Origin of the sequence: Thalassospira lohafexi, assembly GCF_002844275.1 — a bacterium.
Classification (GTDB): Bacteria; Pseudomonadota; Alphaproteobacteria; order Rhodospirillales; family Thalassospiraceae; genus Thalassospira; species Thalassospira lohafexi.
In genome coordinates this window covers 660,571-684,153 of sequence record NZ_NXGX01000001.1, presented here as the reverse complement: position 1 = coordinate 684,153, position 23,583 = coordinate 660,571, and the positions used below count along the sequence as shown (strand labels likewise).

Annotated in this window: 23 protein-coding genes and 3 tRNA genes; 6 read left to right on the top strand and 20 right to left on the bottom strand. The window is 52.0% G+C overall.

The annotated features are described in order from the left end of the window. Nucleotides 1–58 precede the first annotated feature (58 nt). Nucleotides 59–1,156, top strand: coding sequence for a hypothetical protein (locus COO92_RS03085; RefSeq protein ID WP_101299767.1), 1,098 nt, complete (start codon nt 59–61; stop codon nt 1,154–1,156). Between the two features lie 601 nt (nt 1,157–1,757). On the opposite strand, the gene COO92_RS03075 is transcribed toward COO92_RS03085, so the two are convergent. The 5 genes from COO92_RS03075 to infA form a co-directional block, all read right to left on the bottom strand. Then, nucleotides 1,758–1,833, bottom strand: a tRNA-Phe gene (locus COO92_RS03075). A gap of 105 nt (nt 1,834–1,938) precedes the next feature. After that, on the bottom strand, nt 1,939–2,139 hold the full coding sequence (locus COO92_RS03070) for a DNA gyrase inhibitor YacG (protein WP_101299763.1): 201 nt from the start codon (nt 2,137–2,139) through the stop codon (nt 1,939–1,941). Continuing rightward, complete coding sequence (locus COO92_RS03065) at nt 2,136–3,551, bottom strand: ribonuclease E/G (protein WP_101299762.1); 1,416 nt, start codon at nt 3,549–3,551, stop codon at nt 2,136–2,138. The genes COO92_RS03070 and COO92_RS03065 overlap by 4 nt, the downstream gene beginning before the upstream one ends. A gap of 2 nt (nt 3,552–3,553) precedes the next feature. Then, nucleotides 3,554–4,135, bottom strand: a complete 582-nt coding sequence (locus tag COO92_RS03060; RefSeq protein WP_101299760.1) for a Maf family protein — start codon at nt 4,133–4,135, stop codon at nt 3,554–3,556. A gap of 146 nt (nt 4,136–4,281) precedes the next feature. Beyond that, complete coding sequence (gene infA / locus COO92_RS03055) at nt 4,282–4,500, bottom strand: translation initiation factor IF-1 (RefSeq protein WP_007092059.1); 219 nt, start codon at nt 4,498–4,500, stop codon at nt 4,282–4,284. A 279-nt stretch (nt 4,501–4,779) separates the two neighbouring features. Between infA and COO92_RS03050 the strand changes: the two genes are divergently transcribed. Beyond that, the gene (locus COO92_RS03050; protein ID WP_101299758.1) at nt 4,780–5,286 is read left to right on the top strand and encodes a GNAT family N-acetyltransferase; all 507 of its coding nucleotides are present in this window, start codon (nt 4,780–4,782) and stop codon (nt 5,284–5,286) included. On the opposite strand, the gene COO92_RS03045 is transcribed toward COO92_RS03050, so the two are convergent. The 7 genes from COO92_RS03045 to COO92_RS22020 form a co-directional block, all read right to left on the bottom strand. Next, entirely contained in the window at nt 5,287–5,733 is a 447-nt protein-coding gene (locus COO92_RS03045) for an arsenate reductase ArsC (protein ID WP_101299756.1), read from the bottom strand. It abuts the gene before it with no gap. A gap of 6 nt (nt 5,734–5,739) precedes the next feature. Continuing rightward, nucleotides 5,740–6,216: a UPF0262 family protein gene (locus COO92_RS03040; protein ID WP_022733005.1), complete on the bottom strand. Its 477-nt coding sequence runs from the start codon at nt 6,214–6,216 to the stop codon at nt 5,740–5,742. A gap of 53 nt (nt 6,217–6,269) precedes the next feature. Then, on the bottom strand, nt 6,270–7,565 hold the full coding sequence (gene hisD / locus COO92_RS03035; protein WP_101299754.1) for a histidinol dehydrogenase: 1,296 nt from the start codon (nt 7,563–7,565) through the stop codon (nt 6,270–6,272). After that, complete coding sequence (gene hisG / locus COO92_RS03030; RefSeq protein ID WP_022733003.1) at nt 7,555–8,214, bottom strand: ATP phosphoribosyltransferase; 660 nt, start codon at nt 8,212–8,214, stop codon at nt 7,555–7,557. Before hisG ends, hisD begins: the two co-directional genes overlap by 11 nt. 59 nt (nt 8,215–8,273) lie before the next feature. Continuing rightward, nucleotides 8,274–9,566 (bottom strand): UDP-N-acetylglucosamine 1-carboxyvinyltransferase, encoded by a 1,293-nt coding sequence (murA, locus tag COO92_RS03025; protein WP_101299750.1) that lies wholly within the window; start codon nt 9,564–9,566, stop codon nt 8,274–8,276. A gap of 82 nt (nt 9,567–9,648) precedes the next feature. Further along, nucleotides 9,649–10,203 (bottom strand): dCTP deaminase, encoded by a 555-nt coding sequence (gene dcd, locus COO92_RS03020; RefSeq protein ID WP_101300051.1) that lies wholly within the window; start codon nt 10,201–10,203, stop codon nt 9,649–9,651. A 114-nt stretch (nt 10,204–10,317) separates the two neighbouring features. Continuing rightward, nucleotides 10,318–10,491, bottom strand: a complete 174-nt coding sequence (locus tag COO92_RS22020) for a hypothetical protein (protein ID WP_165792265.1) — start codon at nt 10,489–10,491, stop codon at nt 10,318–10,320. Nucleotides 10,492–10,691: 200 nt separating this feature from the next. Here COO92_RS22020 and COO92_RS03015 point away from each other — a divergent pair. Both COO92_RS03015 and COO92_RS03010 read left to right on the top strand, forming a co-directional pair. After that, a tRNA-Thr gene (locus tag COO92_RS03015) sits at nt 10,692–10,766 on the top strand. Nucleotides 10,767–10,791: 25 nt separating this feature from the next. Beyond that, nucleotides 10,792–10,866 (top strand) — tRNA-Thr (locus COO92_RS03010). 57 nt (nt 10,867–10,923) lie between these two features. Here the strand turns inward: COO92_RS03010 and COO92_RS03005 are convergent. The 3 genes from COO92_RS03005 to COO92_RS02995 form a co-directional block, all read right to left on the bottom strand. Further along, complete coding sequence (locus COO92_RS03005) at nt 10,924–12,498, bottom strand: hypothetical protein (RefSeq protein WP_101299748.1); 1,575 nt, start codon at nt 12,496–12,498, stop codon at nt 10,924–10,926. A 288-nt stretch (nt 12,499–12,786) separates the two neighbouring features. Beyond that, entirely contained in the window at nt 12,787–14,070 is a 1,284-nt protein-coding gene (locus COO92_RS03000; RefSeq protein ID WP_101299745.1) for an oligosaccharide flippase family protein, read from the bottom strand. 6 nt (nt 14,071–14,076) lie between these two features. Then, nucleotides 14,077–15,108 (bottom strand): NAD-dependent epimerase, encoded by a 1,032-nt coding sequence (locus tag COO92_RS02995; protein WP_101299742.1) that lies wholly within the window; start codon nt 15,106–15,108, stop codon nt 14,077–14,079. Nucleotides 15,109–15,319: 211 nt separating this feature from the next. Between COO92_RS02995 and COO92_RS02990 the strand changes: the two genes are divergently transcribed. Both COO92_RS02990 and COO92_RS02985 read left to right on the top strand, forming a co-directional pair. Continuing rightward, nucleotides 15,320–16,063: a putative metalloprotease CJM1_0395 family protein gene (locus COO92_RS02990; RefSeq protein ID WP_101299740.1), complete on the top strand. Its 744-nt coding sequence runs from the start codon at nt 15,320–15,322 to the stop codon at nt 16,061–16,063. Nucleotides 16,064–16,350: 287 nt separating this feature from the next. Further along, nucleotides 16,351–17,004 (top strand): response regulator, encoded by a 654-nt coding sequence (locus COO92_RS02985; protein WP_101299739.1) that lies wholly within the window; start codon nt 16,351–16,353, stop codon nt 17,002–17,004. Nucleotides 17,005–17,107: 103 nt separating this feature from the next. Here COO92_RS02985 and COO92_RS02980 read toward each other — a convergent pair whose 3' ends face one another. The 5 genes from COO92_RS02980 to COO92_RS02960 form a co-directional block, all read right to left on the bottom strand. Beyond that, nucleotides 17,108–19,072 (bottom strand): hybrid sensor histidine kinase/response regulator, encoded by a 1,965-nt coding sequence (locus tag COO92_RS02980; RefSeq protein ID WP_101300049.1) that lies wholly within the window; start codon nt 19,070–19,072, stop codon nt 17,108–17,110. 84 nt (nt 19,073–19,156) lie between these two features. After that, nucleotides 19,157–20,155: an acrylyl-CoA reductase (NADPH) gene (acuI, locus tag COO92_RS02975; protein WP_101299737.1), complete on the bottom strand. Its 999-nt coding sequence runs from the start codon at nt 20,153–20,155 to the stop codon at nt 19,157–19,159. 95 nt (nt 20,156–20,250) lie between these two features. Then, nucleotides 20,251–20,631, bottom strand: coding sequence for a YkvA family protein (locus tag COO92_RS02970; RefSeq protein ID WP_240626293.1), 381 nt, complete (start codon nt 20,629–20,631; stop codon nt 20,251–20,253). A gap of 152 nt (nt 20,632–20,783) precedes the next feature. Then, nucleotides 20,784–22,553: an asparagine synthase (glutamine-hydrolyzing) gene (gene asnB, locus COO92_RS02965; protein ID WP_101299735.1), complete on the bottom strand. Its 1,770-nt coding sequence runs from the start codon at nt 22,551–22,553 to the stop codon at nt 20,784–20,786. Then, a complete protein-coding gene (locus COO92_RS02960) occupies nt 22,553–23,572 on the bottom strand; it encodes a glycosyltransferase (protein WP_240626317.1) in 1,020 nt (339 codons plus the stop codon). The genes asnB and COO92_RS02960 overlap by 1 nt, the downstream gene beginning before the upstream one ends. Nucleotides 23,573–23,583 lie beyond the last annotated feature (11 nt).

Sequence of the window (23,583 nt, the reverse complement as noted above, 5' to 3'; positions counted from 1 at the left end):
CATGAAAGATGGTGCATAGAGATCTAAGATCCGAACTTATGGTTTTAATCAGGACCGAATGCTGAGAGTACTTGCACAGAAGACAAAGCAATCACAAGGAGGGGGGAATTTGCTAAACAAAACAATAATTAGTCTTTTGGCTATAGCTACACTGTCAGGTTGCCAAACAACAGAGTTAGCTGACCCGAACTATATCTGGTTTAGATCTAACGCGCAGTTAGCACATTTCAACGTAAAAGATGCAACAAACATCCCAGCAAGCAGCGTATCCACAGGCAGTAGAAGCTTAATCCCACGTATCCAAAACAACATTGACCGCCCAAACGTTGAAAAATGGACGCTGAACTGTAATGCGGGCGATGTAATTATAGAACATCTTCCGTTCCGAACTTATAGTCGAAGTGACTTCAGTAATATTCGGGATGAAGAGGCTTTTCTGAAGCGTTTCCAGAAACGTCTCCCGCGATCCAATGCCGCTTATAAAATTGAAAAGATCGACATTACTGAGCGTTTGGCATCAGGTCACATCGCATATTACCAGGATAAAAATGGCATTAATTGCCAGCATAGCCTCGCCATCATGCGTACACGTGAAAACCGAATTGATGAGAGAGACTCAGGTTTTGTAGATACAGTTGTTGATATTGATTATTGTGGCGAACCCCAACTCGATATCCAAACGCTGCTAACAGATCTAGAGCTGTATTCCGATTCTAGAGACCTCGCGCGGCGGCTCGAGACTTGGACGCCTGATCAATGCCCCTCAATTGCAAAAGACTTTAAGTTTTCTCGTCCACTTGAGACGAGTTCATTCGCAAAAATGTCGCTAATTTGGAAAAGCACTGTCCCGTTAGAAAACATTATTGTTGAGTTTCACTCAAACAAACGTGAGGGCGTTTTCACGTTTAACAATACCGAAAAGATAGTTTGTAGCGGTTCCTATCAATCTCCCACCGATTTTCCTTTAGTGCAAGGAGAGTGGAGTGTTGTTTGCGACGATGGCAGCTCTGCAACTGGACAGTTTGTTACGACTAAGGCAGGGATCATAAATGGCGTAGGATATGATGCGAACGGCAGAGTTACACGTTTTAGCTTTAAAAACTTTGTCCTTGATCGCAAGGACCTTCAGTTGTCTGACACCACAAGTAAGACGTAACATGAACAATACCGCAGAGATTAACTTGTCTTACCGTTTCGTATGAAATTCCAAAGCACCGATAACGCGAATATGACGATAAGGACATTACACAGGATTATTCTGATCGCCGTAGCTCAGATTGCATTAACCGGCCTGAGCGGTTGTACAGGAGGGTCTGCTCTAACGTATCAAAACTGGCTCGACCATGAAGAACCACCGACTTTTCCGTTTACAACGAATAAAATTAAACACGTAGAAGTTTCTTGGTCACGCATCGGACCGAAGGAAAGCTACGACGCTTGGATTCGGTCCAATGTTATCGAAGGTAGGATCGAATTTTACGGATATCAGACCTGTTACGGTCAATATGCAAGAGATGACGGCATGTACCCCGCAAATGGCAGGTGGGTTATCATTTGCGCCGACGATAGCTTTGCGTCTGGAAACTTCCAAATTAATGATCAGGGTGGAATTTCTGCAACAGGCGCTGACACAAAAGGCGAATGGGTCACCTTTGATCTGGCACCAACGCATTAATTGTTGTCATTGAAGCGTTTTTTGCGTCTAGAATCAAAAAGACCCGGCTATAAAATCCGGGTCTTTTTTGTTTTATGAAAGATGGTGCCCAGAGGCGGGTTCGAACCACCGACACGCGGATTTTCAGTCCACTGCTCTACCAACTGAGCTATCTGGGCATCTTAATCTTTCATCTCTGTTTCCAGAGTGTCCCCTGCGGAACGAGCCGGGTTATACAAACTCCTTTGGGGCTTGTCCAGACTCAAATCGCATTTTTTTTCCCGTTAAAATTCTTCTTCATCTTCAAGGTCTTCGAGATACTCGGGCGGCTCGGCTGCGGGAATTGCGTAGCTTTCATTCAACCATTTCCCAAGGTCAAGATCGGCACAGCGTTTCGAGCAGAACGGCTTGTATTGTTCCTCAACCGGCTTGTCACAAACAGGGCAGCCAGACCCTGCTGTTTTTGCTGTGTTTTTTTCTGTCATGTCTTTTTCTCCAACCGGTAGGCATCTTCACTTAGCATTGGATCTGCGGTGATTTCAGGGGCAACCCCCAATTCATTTCGCAAGATATCTGCGCCATCTTCATTCAATGCAAGTCGTTCAGCAATCACCGGGGCCACATAAAGCTTAACCGCCCCGACGAGACCGTTGCGACAGTCACCAATCACATGACGAATAACCGCATTAAGCGCCGTTTGGTTTGAAAGTCTGCGTGTATCTGACTTTACCTGCATCCGCTCGCCAAGCGATTCGCCCGACCGCTGGCGGCTAAACTCAAAAAGACCAAGACGCGTAAACCCGCCAATTTGAACCGAACCATCAAGCTCGGCCCCGAAAGTTTCGCGCAGCACGGCTTCAAACCTGTCACGTCCGGCACGCGATTTCACCCGCAACGGGTCAATCACAATCAATCCGCCAATATTGCGCAAGCGGATTTGATGAACGATTTCTGTGGCCGCACGAGCATTGAGCTCAATCGCGCGGGCCTCACTATCCCGGCCTGCATCGACCCCACCCGCGTTCACATCAATCGCACAAAGGGCGGTTGCCGGGTCAATCGCGATCCATCCGCCACCGGGAAGTTTCACCCGTGACGACAACGCCATGTTAATCTCGTCTTCAAGATCGATTTCAAGATCACTGGCACCAAACAAAAGTTGTGTCCCAGTGTGACGGGTAAGATTGTCGTCTAACACACCACGGGCCTTTAAAATGCCGCGCAGGCGCACAAACTCATTCGTTCCATCGACAATGCATTCACCACCTGCCATCAGGTGGCGTTCGATCATCTGATCGACCTCAGACTGGGCAGGCGATATCCGTTGTGGTTTTTTGGGATCAGCCAGCGCTGCGGTCGCGGCCTGCCATTGGCGGCGCAACAGTTGATATTCACCCGACAGAGCTGCCCCGTCCCACTCAAGGGCATGACTGCGCAGCATGATGCCATCTTCATCGGCCTGAAGCGCCTTGAGATGACGCGCCAAATCGGCACGACGGCCTTCGTCCTTGAGTTTCCGGGGAAGTTCGATCTGTTTGCCGTGCGGGCGCAGGATCATACCCAGCCCTTCGATGGCAATCCGCCCAGTGAGCTTCACACCCTTGTCTTCAAAGCCAAGCCGGGAAATCTGCACCAGCACCCATTGGCCTTCATGAAGTGGCCCGGTATAGCGGTCAAAGGGCAACAGACCGTCATCAAGCCCCTCAAGGGCCACCATCGCCGCCGCCATTTCCGGCAGAACCTTTGACACCCGGCCAAGATGAAGGTCAAAACGTGCAGGCCCACCACGATCAATCCAAAGACGCGAAAGGCGCCCCTGTTCAATAAAGGCAATGCGCCGTTCAAGCGCAACAGCGTCAATCAGCAGGCGGCCTTTTGGGGGTACGCCAGCTGTCATGATCAGACCTCTTTGACGGGATAGCCAAGACCACGCAGGAGGCCGTCCACCTCACAGAGCGACAGCCCGACGACATTGGAATAGGAGCCGGAAATCGCCTTGATAAAAGTCGCCGCATGGCCCTGAATGGCATAAGCACCTGCCTTGCCTTTCCATTCGTCATGCGAAAGATAACGGTTAAGGTCTTCGGTACCGAGGGTCCGGAATTTAACCTGTGTTTCGATCACACGGGACCGCTCAGTGCCATCCGGCGCAATCAGGCAGACACCGCCGTAAACACGATGGCGACGACCAGAAAGAAGGGTCAGGAATTTACGCGCTTCGCGTTCATCGGATGCCTTGCCCAGCGCGCGGGTTCCGCAGGCAACAACAGTATCGGCGGCAAGGACAAAAGCCCCGCCATTGCTTTTGGCAACGGCACGGGCTTTTTCTTCGGCAAGGCGCAAGGCAAGTCGGCGCGGACTTTCGTCGGCCGCTGGCGTTTCGTCGATATCCGCCGGGGCAACCTGATCTGGCACAATTCCGATCTGCGCAAGCAGCTCAAGACGGCGCGGCGATGCAGAGGCCAGTATCAGTTTCGACAAGACGCGGCTCCCGGATGTCGGATCTTTACCCTTGGTTCGCGATGTGACCTTGTCACACGCGTTCCATACACAGAACAATTGCCCTTGGGCGCAAAGGTAAACCGCACGCCAGACAAGGTCAATTTACGCTGTAAGCAGGTTTCAGATTACTTGAAACGGAAGGTGATACGACCCTTGGTCAGGTCATAAGGGGTCATTTCGACGCTGACACGGTCCCCTGCGAGAACACGAATACGGTTCTTACGCATTTTGCCCGAGGTATGAGCAAGGATTTCGTGGTCATTGTCCAGCTTCACGCGGAACATCGCGTTGGGCAGAAGTTCAACGACAGTGCCCTGAAACTCGATAACGTCTTCTTTAGCCATGTGACTCCTAGCTTTCGTATTGCAATATCAAAATACCGGTGGGGCGCAAACTGCTCTGAACCGGGCAAAAGGTCAAGTCCTTTCACACCACCCCCTCGGCGTTCCAGCACTGCACACACGGCATGGCAACGGTAGTTTACGCGTTTATAGGCCCGTGTTGCGACGGCTTATGATGGTTGCCTGTGGTTTTGGCTCTTTGCTGGGGTGCCTAATCGGTTCTATTGTCTGGATTCTTTCGCCTTAATAGGTCCTGACCTTAGCCCCTTGGAACCAACCGCCATGTCGACAAAGAACCAACCTGACATCCGTCTGGCACAAAAGGATGACGCCCTGGCCCTTCATGCAATGCTGTTTCAGATTGCTGCTGCCACCGGGTGCGAGGACAAATTTAAAAGCAGTCCAGACGATCTTGTTCGGGACGGGTTTGGAAATGCCCCCGCCTTTGAAGCCATGATCGCGACCGAAAACAGCACTCCGGTTGCGCTGTGTCTATATTTCCCAAGCTATTCAACGTTCCGTGGACAGGCCGGGCTTTATATTCAGGATCTTTATGTCGCCCCGTCTCATCGCGGGGCACAGCCTTGGGGCAGTCTTGCGCGCAATCTGGTTCAAGCTGTTGCCAAACAGGCGCATGCGCAAGGCAAAACCTATATCAGGCTGTCAGTTGATGCCCAAAACGTCATTGGTCAGCGGTTCTATGAAAAACTCGGCATGCGTCCTGCCGATGATGAAAAGATCTTTGTTCTTGATGGTCACACGTTCACCGATCTTGCCCAAAACAAATAATCAGACTTTTGGCGAAGGTCCAACCGGGAAACGATCGAGGATGCGCTTTTTGATCTGATCGCGCACCTGACGGTAGGCCTCAAGCCGCGTTTCACGCGATCCTTCGACAATGGTGGCATCAAAGGTGTTCCAGAATTCCACATCACAGGCCATGGTACGGGTCATTTCGACCGCACGGTGCTGGGCTTCTGGTGACATGGTGATGATCAAATCAAAGAACCCGTCTTCAAGCTGATCAAACGTTTTGGATTTGTATGAGGAAATGTCCAGACCGATTTCATCCATCACGGCAATGGCAAAACCATCCACTTCACCAGCACGCAGACCGCAGCTTTCGACATAAATACGCGTCCCGTGATAATGGCGCATGATGGCTGCCGCCATCACCGAACGAACGGCATTGAAACTACAGGCAAAGAGAACCGATCCGGGAAGCTCTTCTGCCACTGTGCCTTAACCCCGGATGTGAAGGACGCAAATCAGGGTAAACAGGCGACGTGCAGTATTTTCATCAACTGTCACCTTCTCGGCCAGAAGCTCGCGCAATTGCTCTGACCCTTCGTTGTGCAATCCGCGGCGCGCCATATCAATGGTTTCGATCTGGGATGCACTGGCTTTTTTGATCGCGTCATAATAGCTTTCGCAGATCATGAAGTAATCTTTGACGATGCGGCGAAACGGCGACAATGGCACGGGAATGGTGGTCAGGTTTTCACTGTCATCATCGCCGCGCACATCCATATAGATGCGGTTTTCTTCGATGCGCATATGTACCGAATACGGCCCTTCGAACCCGCCAGCAGGCTCAAAATGGTTATCTTCGAGCAGGTCATAAATCGCCACAGCCTGTTCGTGTTCGACCTCGGGACGGCGACGCACCTTGTACTTTTCGTCAAGATAGATACCAGCGATACATTGGTTCTTTGCCATGGCTCTCTCCCTGCGGTCCCCTTACACGCTGCACTGCAACAGCATAACACAGCTTACATCTGGTTTGACCGGATCGCCACTGAAAGTCCGTGTGCCTGCAAACCTTCACTTTCCGCAAGCGCAATTGCCGCTGGTCCGATCTTGGCCAGGCTTTCCGGGGTGCATTTGATCAGCGATGACCGCTTAACAAAATCAAGCACACCAAGACCGGAAGAAAACCGTGCCGAACGGGCGGTTGGCAGCACGTGGTTTGGCCCGGCAACATAGTCACCAATGGCTTCTGGCGTGTAACGACCCAGGAAAATCGCACCGGCATGATGAATGTCTTCTGCCAGTGCGTCCGGGTCATCCACCGCCAATTCCAGATGTTCCGGGGCGATCCGATCCACAAGGGCCGGAGCCTGCGACAGATTTTCCACCAAGACAATTGCACCAAAGTCGCGCCAGCTTGCCCCGGCGATTTCCGCACGCGGCAATTTTTCCAGATGCGCGTCAATCGCGACTTGCACACGGTTGGCAAAACCGGCGTCATCGGTGATAAGGATCGATTGCGCAACCGGATCATGTTCGGCCTGCGACAAAAGGTCTGCCGCCACCCAGCTTGGATCGTTGGAACCATCGGCCACCACAAGGATTTCCGACGGACCGGCAATCATATCAATGCCTACCTGACCGAATACGCGGCGTTTTGCCGCCGCGACAAAGGCATTGCCCGGGCCAACAATCTTATCAACCGGCTTAATGGTTTGCGTGCCATAGGCAAGGGCCGCAACCGCCTGCGCGCCGCCAATTCGGTAAATCTCGTCCACCCCGGCAATGCGGGCCGCAGCCAGCACCAGCGGGTTCATTTTATTGTCCGGGGTGGGTACCACCATGACAAGACGCTCAACCCCGGCAACCTTGGCCGGGATGGCATTCATCAAAACCGATGATGGATAAGATGCCAAACCACCGGGGACATAAAGACCGGCGGCTGACACGGCCCGCCACCGCCAGCCAAGCTCAACACCTGTTTCATCGGTGTAGCGTTCATCGGTTGGCATCTGCTTTTCGTGGTAGGAGCGAATGCGCGTTGCCGCCAGTTCCAGCGACTTGAGCAGATCGGCATCAACTTCGTTTAACGCGGCATCAACCTCGGCCGCCGTCACCGCCATACCGCTGGCATCAATGTTAAGACGGTCAAAGCGGTTGGTATATTCACATACCGCTTCGTCACCACGTGCGCGCACATCGGCAATGATGTTGGCAACAGCCGCATCAACATCGGCATCGGATTCACGCTTCATGCCGAGAAGTTTGACGAAATCTTCCTCAAACCCGGCATCGGTAATAGAAAGCTTAAGCGGCATTGAGCACCTCGGAGAAACGGTCAATCCATGGCTGAACATCGGTCGGACGGGTTTTAAGCGCAGCCCGGTTGACGATCAGGCGTGACGTCACATCGGCAATATGTTCAATCTCGCGCAGGCCATTGGCCTTAAGCGTATTGCCCGTCGATACCAGATCGACAATGCGACGGCACAGACCAAGGGTCGGTGCCAGCTCCATCGCGCCGTTCAGTTTAATGCATTCGGCCTGAACACCGCGTTTGGAAAAATGATTGCGCGTCACATTGGGGTATTTGGTCGCAACACGCACATGCGACCAGCGCGATGGATCATCACCGTCGATCATTTCTTCGGGCTCGGCCACAGCCAGACGGCAATGCCCGATATTAAGATCAAGCGGCGCATAGATATCGGGATAGTCAAATTCCATCAGAACATCATTGCCGCACACCCCGATATGGGCGGCACCAAAGGCAACAAAAGTTGCAACGTCAAAGCTGCGCACGCGAATGATATCGATATGCGGATGATTGGTGGCAAACCGAAGCGCACGGGATTTGGGATCATCAAATGCGGCTTCCGGTTCGATCCCGGCGGATCGCACCAGCGGCATTACCTCGTCAAGAATGCGCCCCTTTGGCAGGGCCAGCACCAGCTTTTCGTCACTCATCAATCAGTCGCCTTACGCGTTATTTACTGTCCGGATTGCAATCCAATCACGAACCGGCTTTAGACCGGCACCCGGACACGTTCTATCTGCGCCCCGCAGGAACTCAGCTTTTCTTCCAGTCGCTCATAGCCGCGATCAAGATGGTAGACACGGTTAATAACCGTCTCCCCCTCGGCTGCCAAGCCCGCAAGCACCATCGACACCGACGCACGCAGATCGGTTGCCATCACTTCGGCCCCCGACAGTTTCGCACTGCCGCGCACGATTGCTGAGCGGCCATGAACATTGACATCCGCCCCCATGCGGCTCAATTCCGGCACATGCATGAAACGGTTTTCAAAAATCGTTTCTGTAATCATCGATGCGCCATTTGCCACCGACATCAGCGCCATGAATTGCGCCTGCATATCGGTCGGGAACCCGGGATAAGGTTCTGTCATCACATCAACACCCTTAAGCGTCGCGCGATTACCGCTCACCTTCATGCCGTCTTGCGTTTCTTCGATCTCGACACCTGCTTTGCGCATCGCATCGACAAGGCTTTCGATCAGCTCAATCCGCGTACCGGTAATTTCAATCTCGCCACCCGTGATTGCCGCAGCAATCGCATAGGTGCCGGTTTCGATACGGTCAGGCACGACGGAATATTCCGCACCGTGCAAGCGTGGCTTACCGGTAACTTTCAGCGTATCGGTCCCGATCCCTTCGATCTCGGCCCCCATCGCAACCAGGCAGTGTGCCAGATCGGAAACTTCGGGTTCACGCGCTGCATTGGCAATGGTTACAACACCGTCGGCCAAGGATGCTGCCATCAAGGCATTTTCAGTCGCACCTACGGAAACCTGCGGGAACAGAATATGTCCGCCCTTAAGGCCCTCGGGTGCGCGGGCTTCGATATAGCCTTCGGTCAGGTGGATTTCAGCCCCCATGGCCTCAAGCGCCTTAAGGTGCAGGTCAACCGGACGGTTGCCAATTGCACAACCACCGGGAAGCGAAACGCGGGCAACACCGCAGCGCGCAACAATCGGCCCCAGAACCAGAACCGATGCCCGCATCTTGCGCACAAGATCATAAGGCGCGGTCGTGGAGATGATTTCCTTGGCGGTCATTTCCAGAACGCGACCCGTATGCCCGCCATTGGGTGCATGACCATTGAGATGCAGTGCGACACCATGCTGGGCCAGCAAATTGGCCATCGACGTGATGTCGGCCAGATGCGGCAGGTTGGAGAGCGTCAGCGTCTCATCTGTCAAAAGGCTTGCAGCCATCAACGGCAGGGCCGCATTTTTGGCACCGCCAATAGCGATTTTACCCTGCAGCCGGCGACCGCCGGAAATCTTGATCTTGTCCATTCAATCCTCATTGTGCTGCGTCTTTGCGCGCAGCAAAACCGTGTCTTGGCGTATCACCGCCGAATATGTTGTCATGCCTTTATCACAGGCGCGGCAGTGTGACACCTTTTTGGCCCATATATTTTCCTGCGCGATCCGCATAGGAGGTATCGCATTCGCTTTCGGCTTTCAGGAAAATGAACTGACACGCTCCTTCGTTGGCATAAATGCGGGCCGGAAGCGGTGTGGTATTTGAAAATTCCAGTGTCACATGCCCTTCCCATTCCGGCTCAAGCGGGGTGACATTGACAATGATACCGCACCGCGCATAGGTCGACTTGCCAAGGCAGATTACCAGCGTATCGCGCGGAATCCGGAAATATTCCACCGTGCGGGCCAGCGCAAAACTGTTGGGGGGGATCACGCAACAATCGGTCTGACGGTTGACAAAACCGTCATCGGAAAATTCCTTGGGATCGACAATCGCCGAGTCGACATTGGTGAAAATTTTGAACTCGTCAGAAACACGGGCGTCATAGCCATAGGAACTGACCCCATAGGAAATCACACCATCGCGCTTGAAACCGTCAACAAACGGCTCAATCATGCCTTTTTCCTGCGCCATCTGACGTATCCAGTGATCAGGTCTTACCGACATTTTGCCACCCTTGTTTGCTGTGAAGGTCCCTGCGCGACACTGCGCCATCCTGCGATATTCGTTTTACCCGCCACACAGCATGAAGATCAACCAAACGATGCCTGTGGCTGATGCCTAATTCTTCTCATCATCCGATTGGGGACGGTCTTTTTCTGTCGCCTCCCCGGCATCCTGTCGTGAGCGCTTCTGCTGTTTACGCTTGGCCAGATTGGCACGCAGGGCTTCGGCTTCGCGTTTTTGACGTTCCTCATTCACCGCCGGGCGGATGTCGGATTTCTTTGCAGTCATAATGTGATCCGGTTTCCGGTTGATATGATCGGGAATATGTCGGGACGTTATAAAACAACAGGCGAAAAATTACAGCCGATCTTGACGAAAACAGGGCAAAAAGCTGCGATGTTTGAACATTCGAAAAACTTCGCCTATTTCGGGCTTGACCAAATACGGATCCGTGGCCTATAACCCGCCCGCACCGCAAAGGGCTTAATGCTGCTGTAGCTCAGGGGTAGAGCACTCCCTTGGTAAGGGAGAGGCCGGGAGTTCAAATCTCCCCAGCAGCACCATTTGCCTGTTAAGCGACCCGCATAAGCTGCCGTAGCTCAGGGGTAGAGCACTCCCTTGGTAAGGGAGAGGTCGAGAGTTCAAATCTCTCCGGCAGCACCATTTTCCAAGAATTTTTTATTGTATCGCATAAATGCTAACTCGGAGCATCTGCTCCCATTAGTAAATGGGATAATAAATTACACTGCAAACGGCTGCGGATACTATTGCAATGACCGTCACAGGTACGAGCACGGAAACACAGCCGATAGCCCAGCGGTAAAGTTCTAACGCAGCCTCAGACAGCCCCGCAAGGAACCCCTTCCGCTCTTCAAAAGTTGCGCCCGCAAACACACCAAACAGTGTCCCTGCGAGCATCGCCAAGACTGACAGTGTAGCAGACATGCCTGGCGACTTGCCTTGAACGAATGCAAAATACAGAAAGATGGTAAATCCCACCATAACGGCGTCTTTGGATACCTTACTGAAATTCCCACGTAATTTGGCCGCCAAAGAAACAACAACAATCGACACAAGAACACTCACCGCGATATGCCACGGATAACGTAGATTAGTAAGGTTGCCGTAATCCCAAATCAACGATACCGAACTGGCGGCCCCGAAAGTTAAAACCGCAAGCAAAGTTAGAAACATTCCACCATACAAAACAGAGATAGCATGCACTATCGTCCCATTGGTCTTGCGGCCAGCATCAGCAGACGCAACTCGTCTCGATGACGACGTCAATGCGACGGCAAAAACGGCACAAATCAAAACGTTTATGTTCGCGACAGCAATAAATAGGTAGCTAACAGCTACGATCAAACTCGCAACCACAAAAAACGTCGTGCGTTTTTTAAAGTACCGACTATCCGCAAACCTTCCCAAAAATCGGCCAAGTATCAGCGGTACAATCACACCAAAAAGCAGCGTGCACAGTAGGACAAAATGGCTAAATTCGAAACGCCACATAAAAGGAAAGATCAATATCGGGAGAGCAACAACCGATAGTTTGCTCCAGAAAAGATCATCACTATTCGCAAACCGAAAAACAGAATAAGGCACAGAGCAGGTACGTGCCAACCAGACAAAAGACCGTCGTCTAACTTGATAACCAAGAGCAATCTGGTCGGCCCTGAATGCCAGCAAACAAAAAGGGCTTCCCATAATAATGACGCTGGAGAACGTATTCCACGCGCCTGACTTTATGAGCCAGAATACCATACTGTGGTCGAGAACATCTCCAGCCCCAAACAACAAATCTTCTAGAATGAACGCAGACAAAACAAGGGCAGTGGAAAAGACCAACCAGCCAGAAAAAAATCGCCTCACGAGCAGCGCAAAAAACAGCGTAACAAGGCCAGAAAGCGCCACCCAATTAGTATCAAACTGATCTGGACGATATGACGGAATACCTTGACCAAGCCGATAAACAAGCACTGCAGACAGTACAAGGCCGACGAGACCAAACAGAATGCCACGCTGCCGCAAACTGGTTACTTCCGAACTGACCCAAAACCCGAGCACAAGCGAAAACATGCAGCTGAAAATGGTTACCGTCTCGAGGCGCAGACTGAGCGGGAAGTCATCAGCCCAACTTATATCAAACGCATAGAGTACACCAAGACCATCGACAACGCGTCCAACCACCCAAAGAAGGGAAAGAAGGGCAAAGAAGTTTCCCACCAGTTTAGAAAAACTAGTCTCGGTGAAAGAGTGGCTATCAACCGTTTTAACATTGTATCTCGCGCGCATCCCGGACCCTTACAATCTCAAGCTGCCAAGATAATCAAGTACCGCGCGGGAAATCACAACGAAAAGATAGTCGGGCCCAAGCCCAGACTTGATCGATAACACGCAACCAACACATGGGGATAAATTGCCCTAAGGTGGCCCTAGACAAACCCGTTGCAAGAGATAGGTCGAGAGTTCAAATCTCTCCGGCTGCACCATTGTCCAAAGACAAATATTTGACAGATAGCACAACGCAGACAGCAACGTTGTAACTGCGATGCACGTGGTTCGAACGCTACGTTTCGTCGTTTAGCGCTTTAAAAGAAACCGAAGCGATAGCACTGTCGGATCAACGCCCAACCGGGACCGACATAAAACAGCCAATACATGGGGATAAATTGCGACCACTGCACCTGAAACCCAAACCGCCGGTGCCAACCCACCAAAACTCATGGCAGTAGCACCTGCCAACATCATGATTACAGCCGCCCAACAGATTACGGTTCGGGCAATTTTGTGCTGACCTGTCATCGTCATAAGGGAGACGGCTGGCCCCGCAGCAGCGTAGAGGAAATATGCCATGAGCATGATGCGAAGCAACGGAACGGCTTGAACATACCCTTCGCCAAAAAAGCCTAGAAGCTCTGGAGCAAAGGCAAAAAAGATTCCACACACAGGCAATGCGACGGCCATTGTAAATCCAGTCGCTCGGGCAACAAGCGCCTGGAGTTCGTCGGTATTGTTATTGGACATCGCACGCGACAGGAACGGCGTTATAATGGATTGCACGGCCGTCAGAGCAAAAATCACCAGCATTGCCAAACGAATGACTGCACTCATTTCACCGGCTTCCGCCGCAGAGAGCAATATACCGGCAAGAACAATAGGGGATTGATTCAATAGAGCTGTAGCAGACTCAGACAACAACAAGTTAACACCATGAGATAACCATTGCCGAAAATCATCCGAAGCTAAACTGAAGTCGCCAGCCCAATTAACCTTTTTATCCACGACAACAAGCACAATTACGGTAACTAAGGAAGCTGTCAGGGCAAGTGTGTAACCTAGGCCAACCGTAAAGTTCCCTAATCCGTCATATAGAAGAAACTGAACAGCAACCAGAAACACCATAAACGTTGCCGGTCGCACGACAGCTTCACCAATGACTGCCCTTGAAACATTTCCATCTGCACGAATGATATTCTGAAAAACAGCCAACAAAGAAGCCATCGGCAATGCTAACGCGACAGTAAATGAGACCGCCCCCGGAAATGCCCGCATGTAATACAGCATAGTTCCAAAGATCAATGCACCAACTAACGAAAATACCAATGTTAGCCCTATTGCGACACGCTTTATACCACCTGCAGCATCCGCCCGTCCCTCAGTTCTATATTTTGGCAAAAACCTTACGATCGCAACATCAAGGCCAAGTGTTGAAACTTTTGCCCCAATGACGACAACACCAAGAACCACACTAAAAAAACCAAACAGCTCCTTGCCGCCATAACGTGAAATAAACACGCTGGCCAGAAACATCATGCCCGCCGAGAACGCATTGGCGAACAGCACAAAAATGGCAGCAAATTTCAATTTCGTTTATCCGTAAAAGGACCGGTACCACGCAACAAAATTGCCAATTCCGGTCTCTATTGAGGTTTCCGGTTTAAAGCCAACGGCATCAGTCAGGGCATCCACATCGGCGTAGGTGGCCGGAACATCGCCATCCTGCATCGGCAGCATATTTTTGTCTGCCGTTTTGCCCAGCGCTTTCTCAAGTGTTTCGATCATATACATCAGCTCAACCGGGCTATTGTTGCCGATGTTAAACACGCGGTAAGGAGCCGAGCTGGTCGCCGGGTCCGGTTTTGCCGGATTCCAGTTCGCATTTCGTTCCGCCACGGTCGAGATGCAACGATAGACACCTTCGACAATGTCATCGACATAGGTGAAGTCCCGGCGCATTTTACCCTGGTTGAACACGTTGATCGGTTTGCCTTCGAGAATGGCCTTGGTGAACAAGAAAAGCGCCATATCCGGACGCCCCCATGGGCCATAGACGGTAAAGAACCGCAGTCCCGTCGTTGGCAAGCTATAGAGATGGCTATAGGTATGGGCCATCAGTTCATTTGCCTTTTTCGACGCGGCATACAGGCTGATCGGGTGATCGACATTGTGATGGACCGAGAACGGCATCTCAGTATTCATGCCATAAACCGAACTGCTTGACGCATAGACAAGATGCCTCACACTGTTATGGCGGCATCCTTCGAGGATGTTGGTAAACCCGACAAGGTTGGCATCAATATAGGCATGCGGGTTTTCAATCGAATACCGCACACCAGCCTGAGCAGCTAGGTTAACAACATAGGTCGGCTTTTCCGTTGCAAACAGGTCGGCAATACCGTCGCGATCTTCAAGGTCCATGCGGACAAACTTGAAACCCGGTTTGCCGTCAATCCGCGCTAGACGGGCTTCCTTGAGGTTCACGTCATAATAGTCATTGACGTTATCAAGGCCCACAACAGTCGTCCCTTGCTCAAGCAGCTTCAGACAAAGGTGCGATCCAATAAAACCGGCAGCACCGGTCACCAGCACCTTTTCATGGGCGGGAATGGCAAAGTCGAGCATGTTCCTCGGAATTCCTGTCTAATGTGTTTATGAACGATAACCGTCACGGCGCTTTAAATTCGGTCATTCTGATAGCAGCCGAGCCCCGTTTTCGCAAGACAGGAGAAGCCCTCAATCTGGCCCGTAAATCATGCGCAAGACAGAAAGATCATTATCTGCTATTCTTTTGAGGTATACTGCACATCGTTAAACTTAGAGTTTACAGTTTCACATGATCGCAACCGGTCAAACCATTGCCAACCCGAATGGCGGCGGAATGGGCGTAATCCTGAATGTTCAGGAGATCGCACGAACCGCTGACGGGCGCGTTTTGGCCGAGTACGAAGCTGTCGAAGTTACATCGTCGGGTACAGAGCGTTCATCACCTTATGCAATTGCAGGCCAAGACAGTGACGCGGCACGGACACGCATCGTTGATCCCCTTACCCTGACTGAAGCACAAGCCGTTGCAGGCGGTGTTAGCCGTGCGGAGTATCGCCAGGCGCGTGAAACCAGTGAAGAACAAGCCGGTCAAAACACGAACAGCAGCATTTCTGGTAATACAGACCTTGATCCGGCGGAAAAGGCCATTGTTGCACAGTTGCAATCGCGTGATTCCGCGGTCAAGCAAGAAGAAAAAGCCCATGCCGCAGCAGCGGGTCCTTATGGGTCTGCGCCACAGTATGAATATCAAATTGGGCCAGATGGCAAAGCATATGCAATCGGCGGGCACGTTGATGTTAGTGTGTCAATGACCGGATCTGCGGCGGATCGTGATCGCGCACTGGCAACCTTGCAGAACGCAGCACTTGCCCCTAATGCACCGTCCGGTGCCGATATGGCGGCCTTCCGTCAGGCAAGCTTGCAACGTGCAACAGCACAAGCCAGTGACGAATCGCCTAAACCGATAGAATCCATTGCGTCTAACAACGAAAACGGGAACGACGCGAGACAGGGCATCTCGATTTCTATTTGATTTTGGACCTCGCGAAGTCTGCTTCCGCTCCCCATATACTATGCAAAGCGCGACAGAATATCTACCCTTGAACATAATACCCTATTCAATGGGATAGTTCAGAAAACCAGAAACTATCCTGCCGTTTGACAGGCCCCCCATTTTGTTGAATGCTGCGCGCGCGTCCGGGGGGGACGCTTGAACTAAACATTATAGATTTACGCGATTCCGTATCTTGGGTGCGGTCGCGTTTCTGACGCGGACGGACACATGTCCTAAGCTCGGACAAAAACGGGTACGGCACAAAAATGAACATCCTGCTAGCAGACGACCACGACCTCGTCAGAGACGGGATCACTTCCTTCCTTAAAACGGCGGCGCCGGAAGTTGAGGTCTCACAAGCAAAAGATTTTGCCGAGGCACTTTCAGTTGTCGATGGGGAAACGCAAGTCGAGCTGACCATTCTTGATTTGAACATGCCGGGGATGAACGGCCTTTCAGGCTTGACCGTCATGCGTCAAAAGCACCCGGAAATTCCGGTTGTCATTTTGTCTGGATCAGTTAAGCGCAGTGACGTTTTAAATGCGCTCGAACATGGTGCCTCTGGCTATTTGCCAAAAACCTTGTCGGGAAAATCACTGATCAATGCATTGCGTTTGATCATGTCAGGCGAAAAATATATTCCATCAGCTTTGCTGGAAGATGACGGCACGAAAATGCGTCCTGGCGAGATTGATCTGGATGGCCTGTCACCTGACAATCCCTTGCGCCAGTTGACCAATCGCGAACGCGAAGTTCTTGCTCTGCTGACCAAAGGCTTATCGAACAAGGAAATAGCCAAGCAGCTTACTGTGCGTGAAATCACCGTCAAAGTTCACCTGACGGGTATTTTCAAAAAGCTCGGTGCGGCCAACCGTACACAGGCAGTCAAAATTGCCATGCAGCTCGGCTGGGAAGCCTGACCTGAGCGCAACGCAAACGACAGCACTCACAACAAAGCCCGGCAATTTTGCCGGGCTTTGTTATTATTATAGTTCGCCATCTTATTTACGCCCCAACGGATTTCTATTCACCGTAAACTTCAGCAAGCTCATCAAGAATGCCAAGAAGCTCTTGAAGATCAAGGGGTTTTGGCATCACCATGACAGGTGCATCCGCACCATCATCATCATCAACTGGTCGCTCAGCATCCCCGGGGTGCCCGGTCATAACAATAACTGGCATGGCGGGGTTTCGGGCACGCAGCGCTTTGACCAGGCTGTTGCCATCCATATGTGGCATGCGAATATCGGTGATCAGAATGGTCGGCGGCATAACCCCGGCGATCGCCAATGCGTCCTCACCGTTCGTTGCCGCTGAAACCGAATATCCTTGTGCTTCCAGATAAGCAGCAATGATTTCCATCGCATCAATTTCGTCATCAACGACCAGCACCCGGACGGCTTGACGCCCGGCACGATCAACGCAGTCACCATGTATTCGCGCACTTTTTGCCACCGGTTCGTCACTGTCCGCTTCGAGTTCCTTACCGATTTGGGCGACCGGTAGAGTTACCTCAAAACAGGCCCCATCCCCTTCGTTACGCACATCAATCTTACCCCCCATCGCCTCAACGATGCCATAACTGACCGACAGCCCAAGCCCTGTTCCTTTACCAACGTCTTTGGTGGTGAAGAATGGATGGAACAGAAGATCAATGGCCGCCTCTGGCACACCACCACCATTGTCATTCACCGCGAGTTTCAGGAACTTTTCGTCTTGATCAATCATCGCACTGACACGGATTAATCCGCCAATGCTGTTGGCATCATCGCCATTCTCATTGATTGCATCACGCGCATTGGTCAGCATATTGACCAAAACCTGTTCGAGTTGCACCTGACGGCCATTAACCCGACACATCTGGGCAGGTGGCACCACATCAATCATGATGCCCGACAGTCGGCAATCATGCTCAATCATGTCCACCGCACGCCCCACGGCCTTCATGGGATCAAACGGGGCAAAGTCATCATCATCAGGTCGGCTATATATTTGCAGATGCTTGATGATTTCAGACATGCGTTCGGTCTGACCGCTGATCAAAGACAGGCGTTCTCGTTGAAAGGCCGGTTTTACAGCCTCAAGATCATATTGAAGCGCACAGGTATCGGCCGCCATGCGAATAACATTCAGCGGCTGGTTCATTTCATGGGCCACTGATGCTGCCATTTCACCCAGTGTCGCAAGTTTTGATGTCTGGACCAACTGGCGTTCGACTTTGCGTTTTTCCGTCACATCCTCGGCCAGCATCAACATTGCCGGTGCGCCTTCGTGGGTAAAGGCGATTGCAGATACTTCCAGTTCAACTGTCTCACCATCTGGGCGGTTACACATGATGACAAAATCTGCCCGACCGCTGTAACCGTTGCGATAGCGTTCTATATATTCTGACAGGATTTCACGGCTGGATGGATTAACCATTTCCATAAAGCTGCGACCAACAAGTTCGGTCGTATCCTCAGCACCCAGGATCGTGAGCCCCTGCTGATTGATATAAGTAATCTCCTCACCGCTCAGGATTGAAATAAGCTCAGGGGCAAGTTCGACCAGCTTGCGATAGCGTTCTTCACTTTCCTTGAGTGCCCGTTCGGCCCGCGAACGTTCAATGGCATACCGGATGGAACGTCGAATTGTCCGACCGTCTGGAAATTCCTTGGTCAGATAGTCTTCCGCACCATGTTGCAGGGCCTCAAACGCAAGTTCTTCGTCCTTGTGACCGGTTAAAACAACCACCGGGGCGCTATTGGCACAGCTGCGCACGCGACGAATTGTCTCGACACCCGATGAGTCTGGTAAGGTCAGGTCAAGCAACACAACATCGAACCGTGCGCCCGGCCCGTCGCCATTTAAAATAGTCAGGGCCGAGGTAAGGTCACTGCAATGTTCAATATCAAACGGATCGCCAGTTTCATCCAGCAGCGTTCTGACAAGGAACGCATCCCCCGGGTTATCTTCGACCAAAAGAATTCGAAACCGTTGATCAGCCATCGCAGCAATTTCCACGTTTAAAATCATTTTTCCGTCAAAGCCTGAACATCGGAAAGTATCTGATTTTGCATGGTTCCGGGGTTTCTAGCAATCCTGCACGTCAATCAGCAAACGACCTTTGATCTGACCTTTCAAAATCTTCTCGCCCCATGGCATGACATCACGAAGCGCAACCTTCGTCGTTGCGGCATTTAGCTGATCGATAGGAAGCTCTTTCGCAAGCCGTTCCCACGCCCGAATTCGGGTTGCATAGGGACACATTACCGAATCAATTCCGATCAACCGCACCCCGCGCAACAGGAACGGGATCACAGTCCCCGGTAAGTCGGCTCCTCCGGCGAGACCACAGGCAGCGACAACACCGTGATACTTCATTTCTGAAAGAACATGCGCAAGGGTTGTGCTGCCAACACTGTCAATCGCCCCGATCCAGCGTTCGGCCAAAAGAGGCTTGCTGGTATCGGTCAACTCATTGCGATCAATAATTGTCGTCGCCCCCAAGTCACGGAGATAGGCGTGGGTTTCTGCGCGCCCGGTTGAGGCCGCGACCCGATACCCCAAGGCCGACAAAATCGATACTGCAACCGAGCCAACCCCGCCAGCGGCACCCGTCACAAGAACTTCGCCATCCTGTTTTGGGCTGATCCCTTGCTCTTCCAACGCCATAACCGCAAGCATTGACGTAAACCCGGCCGTCCCGATGGACATTGCCTGTGCCGCGTCTAGTCCTTCTGGCAACGGGACAAGCCAGTCGGCCTTTACCCGCGCCATTTGACCATATCCGCCCCAATGGGCCTCACCAACGCGCCAGCCGGTCAGGACGACCTCATCACCGGGCTTGTACCGTGCTTCACTTGACGAGACGACTTCACCAGAAAAATCGACACCCGGCACATGCGGATAGGTGCGCACCAATCGGCCAAGGCCATTTAAAATCATGCCATCCTTGTAATTTAACGTCGACCATTTGACCCGAACCAAGACATCACCATCCGGCAGGTCATCAGTTGTCAAATTACGGAATTCGGCTGTGACTTTCTTGTCGTTCTGATCCAAAACAAGTGCGCGGAATGCATCGCTCATGGAACTTCTCCCGATCATGATGTGTTTGGATCAAGAGTATTCGTGCGCAAAGCCAGCTGTCAAATGCGCCCTTGGTCGGATCAGTAAACACTTCGTCATTGCGACAGAACCGGAGAAACAGGCGCAAGATCCCCCTCACCGCTGCCCAACAAGATCACAAGCACAACAGCCACCAAAAGAACAACCATATATAAAACGGTTCGACGTGATGTGTTTTCACCGGCATCAGCTTCAGGCACGACATCATGCTGGACCGGTGCCGGTAAGCTGCGATAGGAAAGCCATCCCAAAAGCGGCACAATCACAAGATCATCAAGCCACCCAAAGCCAAAAATAACATCGGGCAACAGATCAATCGGACTGATCAAATAGACAAGTCCTGCCAGCAAAATAAGTTTGGATTTCAGGGGCACATCGCCGCGCATCAATGTCCGCAGCAGATTGGGAACAATCATCCAAGCTGATGTTTTCGCCATGAAAAGCCTTCTGTCCTAATCGATCAATCTCAGCTCCACGCGCATGATCGTGTCATGCCCTTGATCACGTGTCACTTATTTACGGCGGGCCATCCATCGGCGATCAAATTTGACCATCATCACCGATATTTGCATTCGAAATTCACAAGATATCAAGCTGGCCAAGAAGCGAGTGTATCAAAAACATCATCTGCCGGCGCCTGGCCAAGAATATTGGTCTGATGCCACAAGGCGTAAAACAACAGATGCCAGCATGCTGCACTTTCTTTCTTGCCGGGCGTGGTGAACAGCTTTTCCACCCGAACAGGATCGGCAATTTCAAGAATACCGGCCTGATGGGCAACCAGCGGGCCAAGGCGCTTACCCTGCCCGGCAATCCATTCCCCAACCGGCACGGTAAATCCGCGTTTTTTGGCAAAGGGTTGCGCCATTGGCAAACACCGCTCCAGCCAGCTGCGCAACAGGAATTTACCCACACCTTTACGCACCTTAAGCCGGTCTGGCAGATGATATGCAAAGTCCGCCACCATTGGATCAAGGAACGGTGTCCGCCCTTCAAGTCCATGCGCCATCAGCATGCGATCAAGCTTGATCAACAAATCATTTGGCAACCAGTCCGAACAGTCCACTGCCTGTGCCACCGCAAGGCGCGAACGTTTTCCACGGTTTTCGCGGCTTTCGGATGCCGCTATGCCATCGCGCCAGCCTTCAAGAACTTTGGGGTGCAGAACATCGATCTTATCAAAGGTGCCCTTGGATCGCATGACCCGCCCGCCCAGGAGTAAAGGCCGCATAACCGAACGATATCGGCCATACCCGCCAAACAACTCATCGCCGCCTTCGCCGGACAGAACAACCTTGAAATCCCGTGCGGCCTCGGCTGCAAGCTTGTAGGTCGGCAGAATAGCATAGTCAGCCACCGGATCGTCCATCTTGGCAGCAACCTCGGGCAAAAGCGTCCAGAAATCGCGTTCGGAAAACATAACCTCGACATGATCAGCATTGCAGGCCTTGGCGACCTCTCGGGCCAATTCACGTTCATCATGTACGCTCGATGCCTCAAATGCGGCGGTATAGGCCGTCACCGGACGTTCGTTCAAACGATGCATCATGCCCAGAAGCGATGCACTATCCACCCCGCCCGACAGGAACATCGCATAATCAACGTCAGAACGTTGATGAAGTCGCACAGACTCTTCAAACACGCGATCCCATTGGGTCAAGGCACCATCAAGACGCGCCCCAACAACACCCTTGTCCCCCAGAACCTGGCGGCGCCGACGTTCAACCACACGCCCGTTTTTCAGAACAAGCGTCTCGCCTGGCAACAAGCGCTTGATACCATCAAGGATCATGTCACTGCCGGTCGTGAATTGGACCTGAAGCAACTCCGCACGGGCATCTTCGCGCACAGTCCGGCCAACCAGTCCCGCCGCAACAAGCGCCTGCGCCTCGGACGCAAAAGCAAAGAACTCTGGCGTTTCGACATAATAAAGCTGCTTGATGCCAAACGGGTCGCGACACAGCACAACCTGATTTTCTACCACATCATGAATGGCAAAGGCATACATGCCGCGCAGTTGATCGAAACCATCTATACCATCACGGGCATAGAGGCGAAGGGCGGTTTCACTGTCTGAACGGGTCTTAAAGCCTGCTTCGCACAGGTTCTGGCGCAGCTCGACATAATTATACATCTCGCCATTGGCGATAAGTGCGCTGCCATTTTCATGGAAAAGTGGTTGATCGCCAGTATCAAGATCAATGATCGCCAGCCGGGTCTGGATAAAGCCAACCGGACCTTTTACATACCGGCCATCACCATCCGGGCCACGATGTCCCAGCGCATTGCGCAAGCGATCCAGAATCTCGGGATCAATGGTTTGCTTGTCTTTGGCTATAAATCCGGCAATTCCGCACATTAAAGCGCAACCTCGTCAAAGAAAGCTTTGTATTTTGCGACGACAACGTCTTCGGTGAAGTCCGCCTCAAATGCGGCACGACCGTTGCGTGACAATGTGTCTGAAAGCACTCTGTCGTCAAGAACCGCGCGCAAATCTGCCGCCAAGGCAGATACATCTTCGAGTTTCGACAGCAAACCACTTTCACCCGGCGTGATCAATTGAACCGGCCCCTGGCTTGCCTGTGCGACAACCGGTTTGCCATGTGCCCACGCCTCAATCACCATGTTGCCCAGCGGTTCATGCCGTGATGATGCGCAAAACACGTCGCAGGTCGCAAAAAGATTGGCAACATCGCGCCGCCAGCCAAGCAGTCGCACGCGATCTGCAACACCGCATTCACCGGCAAGTTTCAGAAGATCGTCTTTTAAATCACCCGCCCCTGCAATCCAAAGATAAGTACCGGGTACTTCAGCCATCGCACGGATCAGGGTATCAAACCCCTTGTTGTCATGCAGCCGCCCCAGACCAAGGATTAGCGGCGCATCATCGGGGGTATTAAATTCGGCCCGACTGATCGCTGCACCGGGTTTTGCATCAACAAAATTCGGCAGATAATGAGTGCGATCAACGGGCCATCCTTCGCCAATAAGATAATCGCAGATATTGCGCGTATTGCCGATCAGGTGATCACAATCTCGGAAATTTTTGAGTTTATAATATCCGCCAAGCCGCGCGACTTTCACAAAGTCACCTGATGGCGTCATGCGGCTGGCACGGTTCATCCAGCTCAGGACAATGCGCGGCTTGTGACGTTTGAGCTGTTTACGCAAATTCCATGGCGTTCGTACATCCAACCGCCCGCCAAAGGGCAATTCGTCAAACGACACGCCACTGGCAGCAAGCACCGCGTTGCGACCTTCGTTCGGACGCACGACACAATGCTGCTCAATCCCGACACGTTCAAACCCGCAAGCCAGACGCACAAAGAATTCCTCTGCCCCGCCAAACGGACTTCCAGCCATGGTTTGCAGCAACATGGTCACGGGAT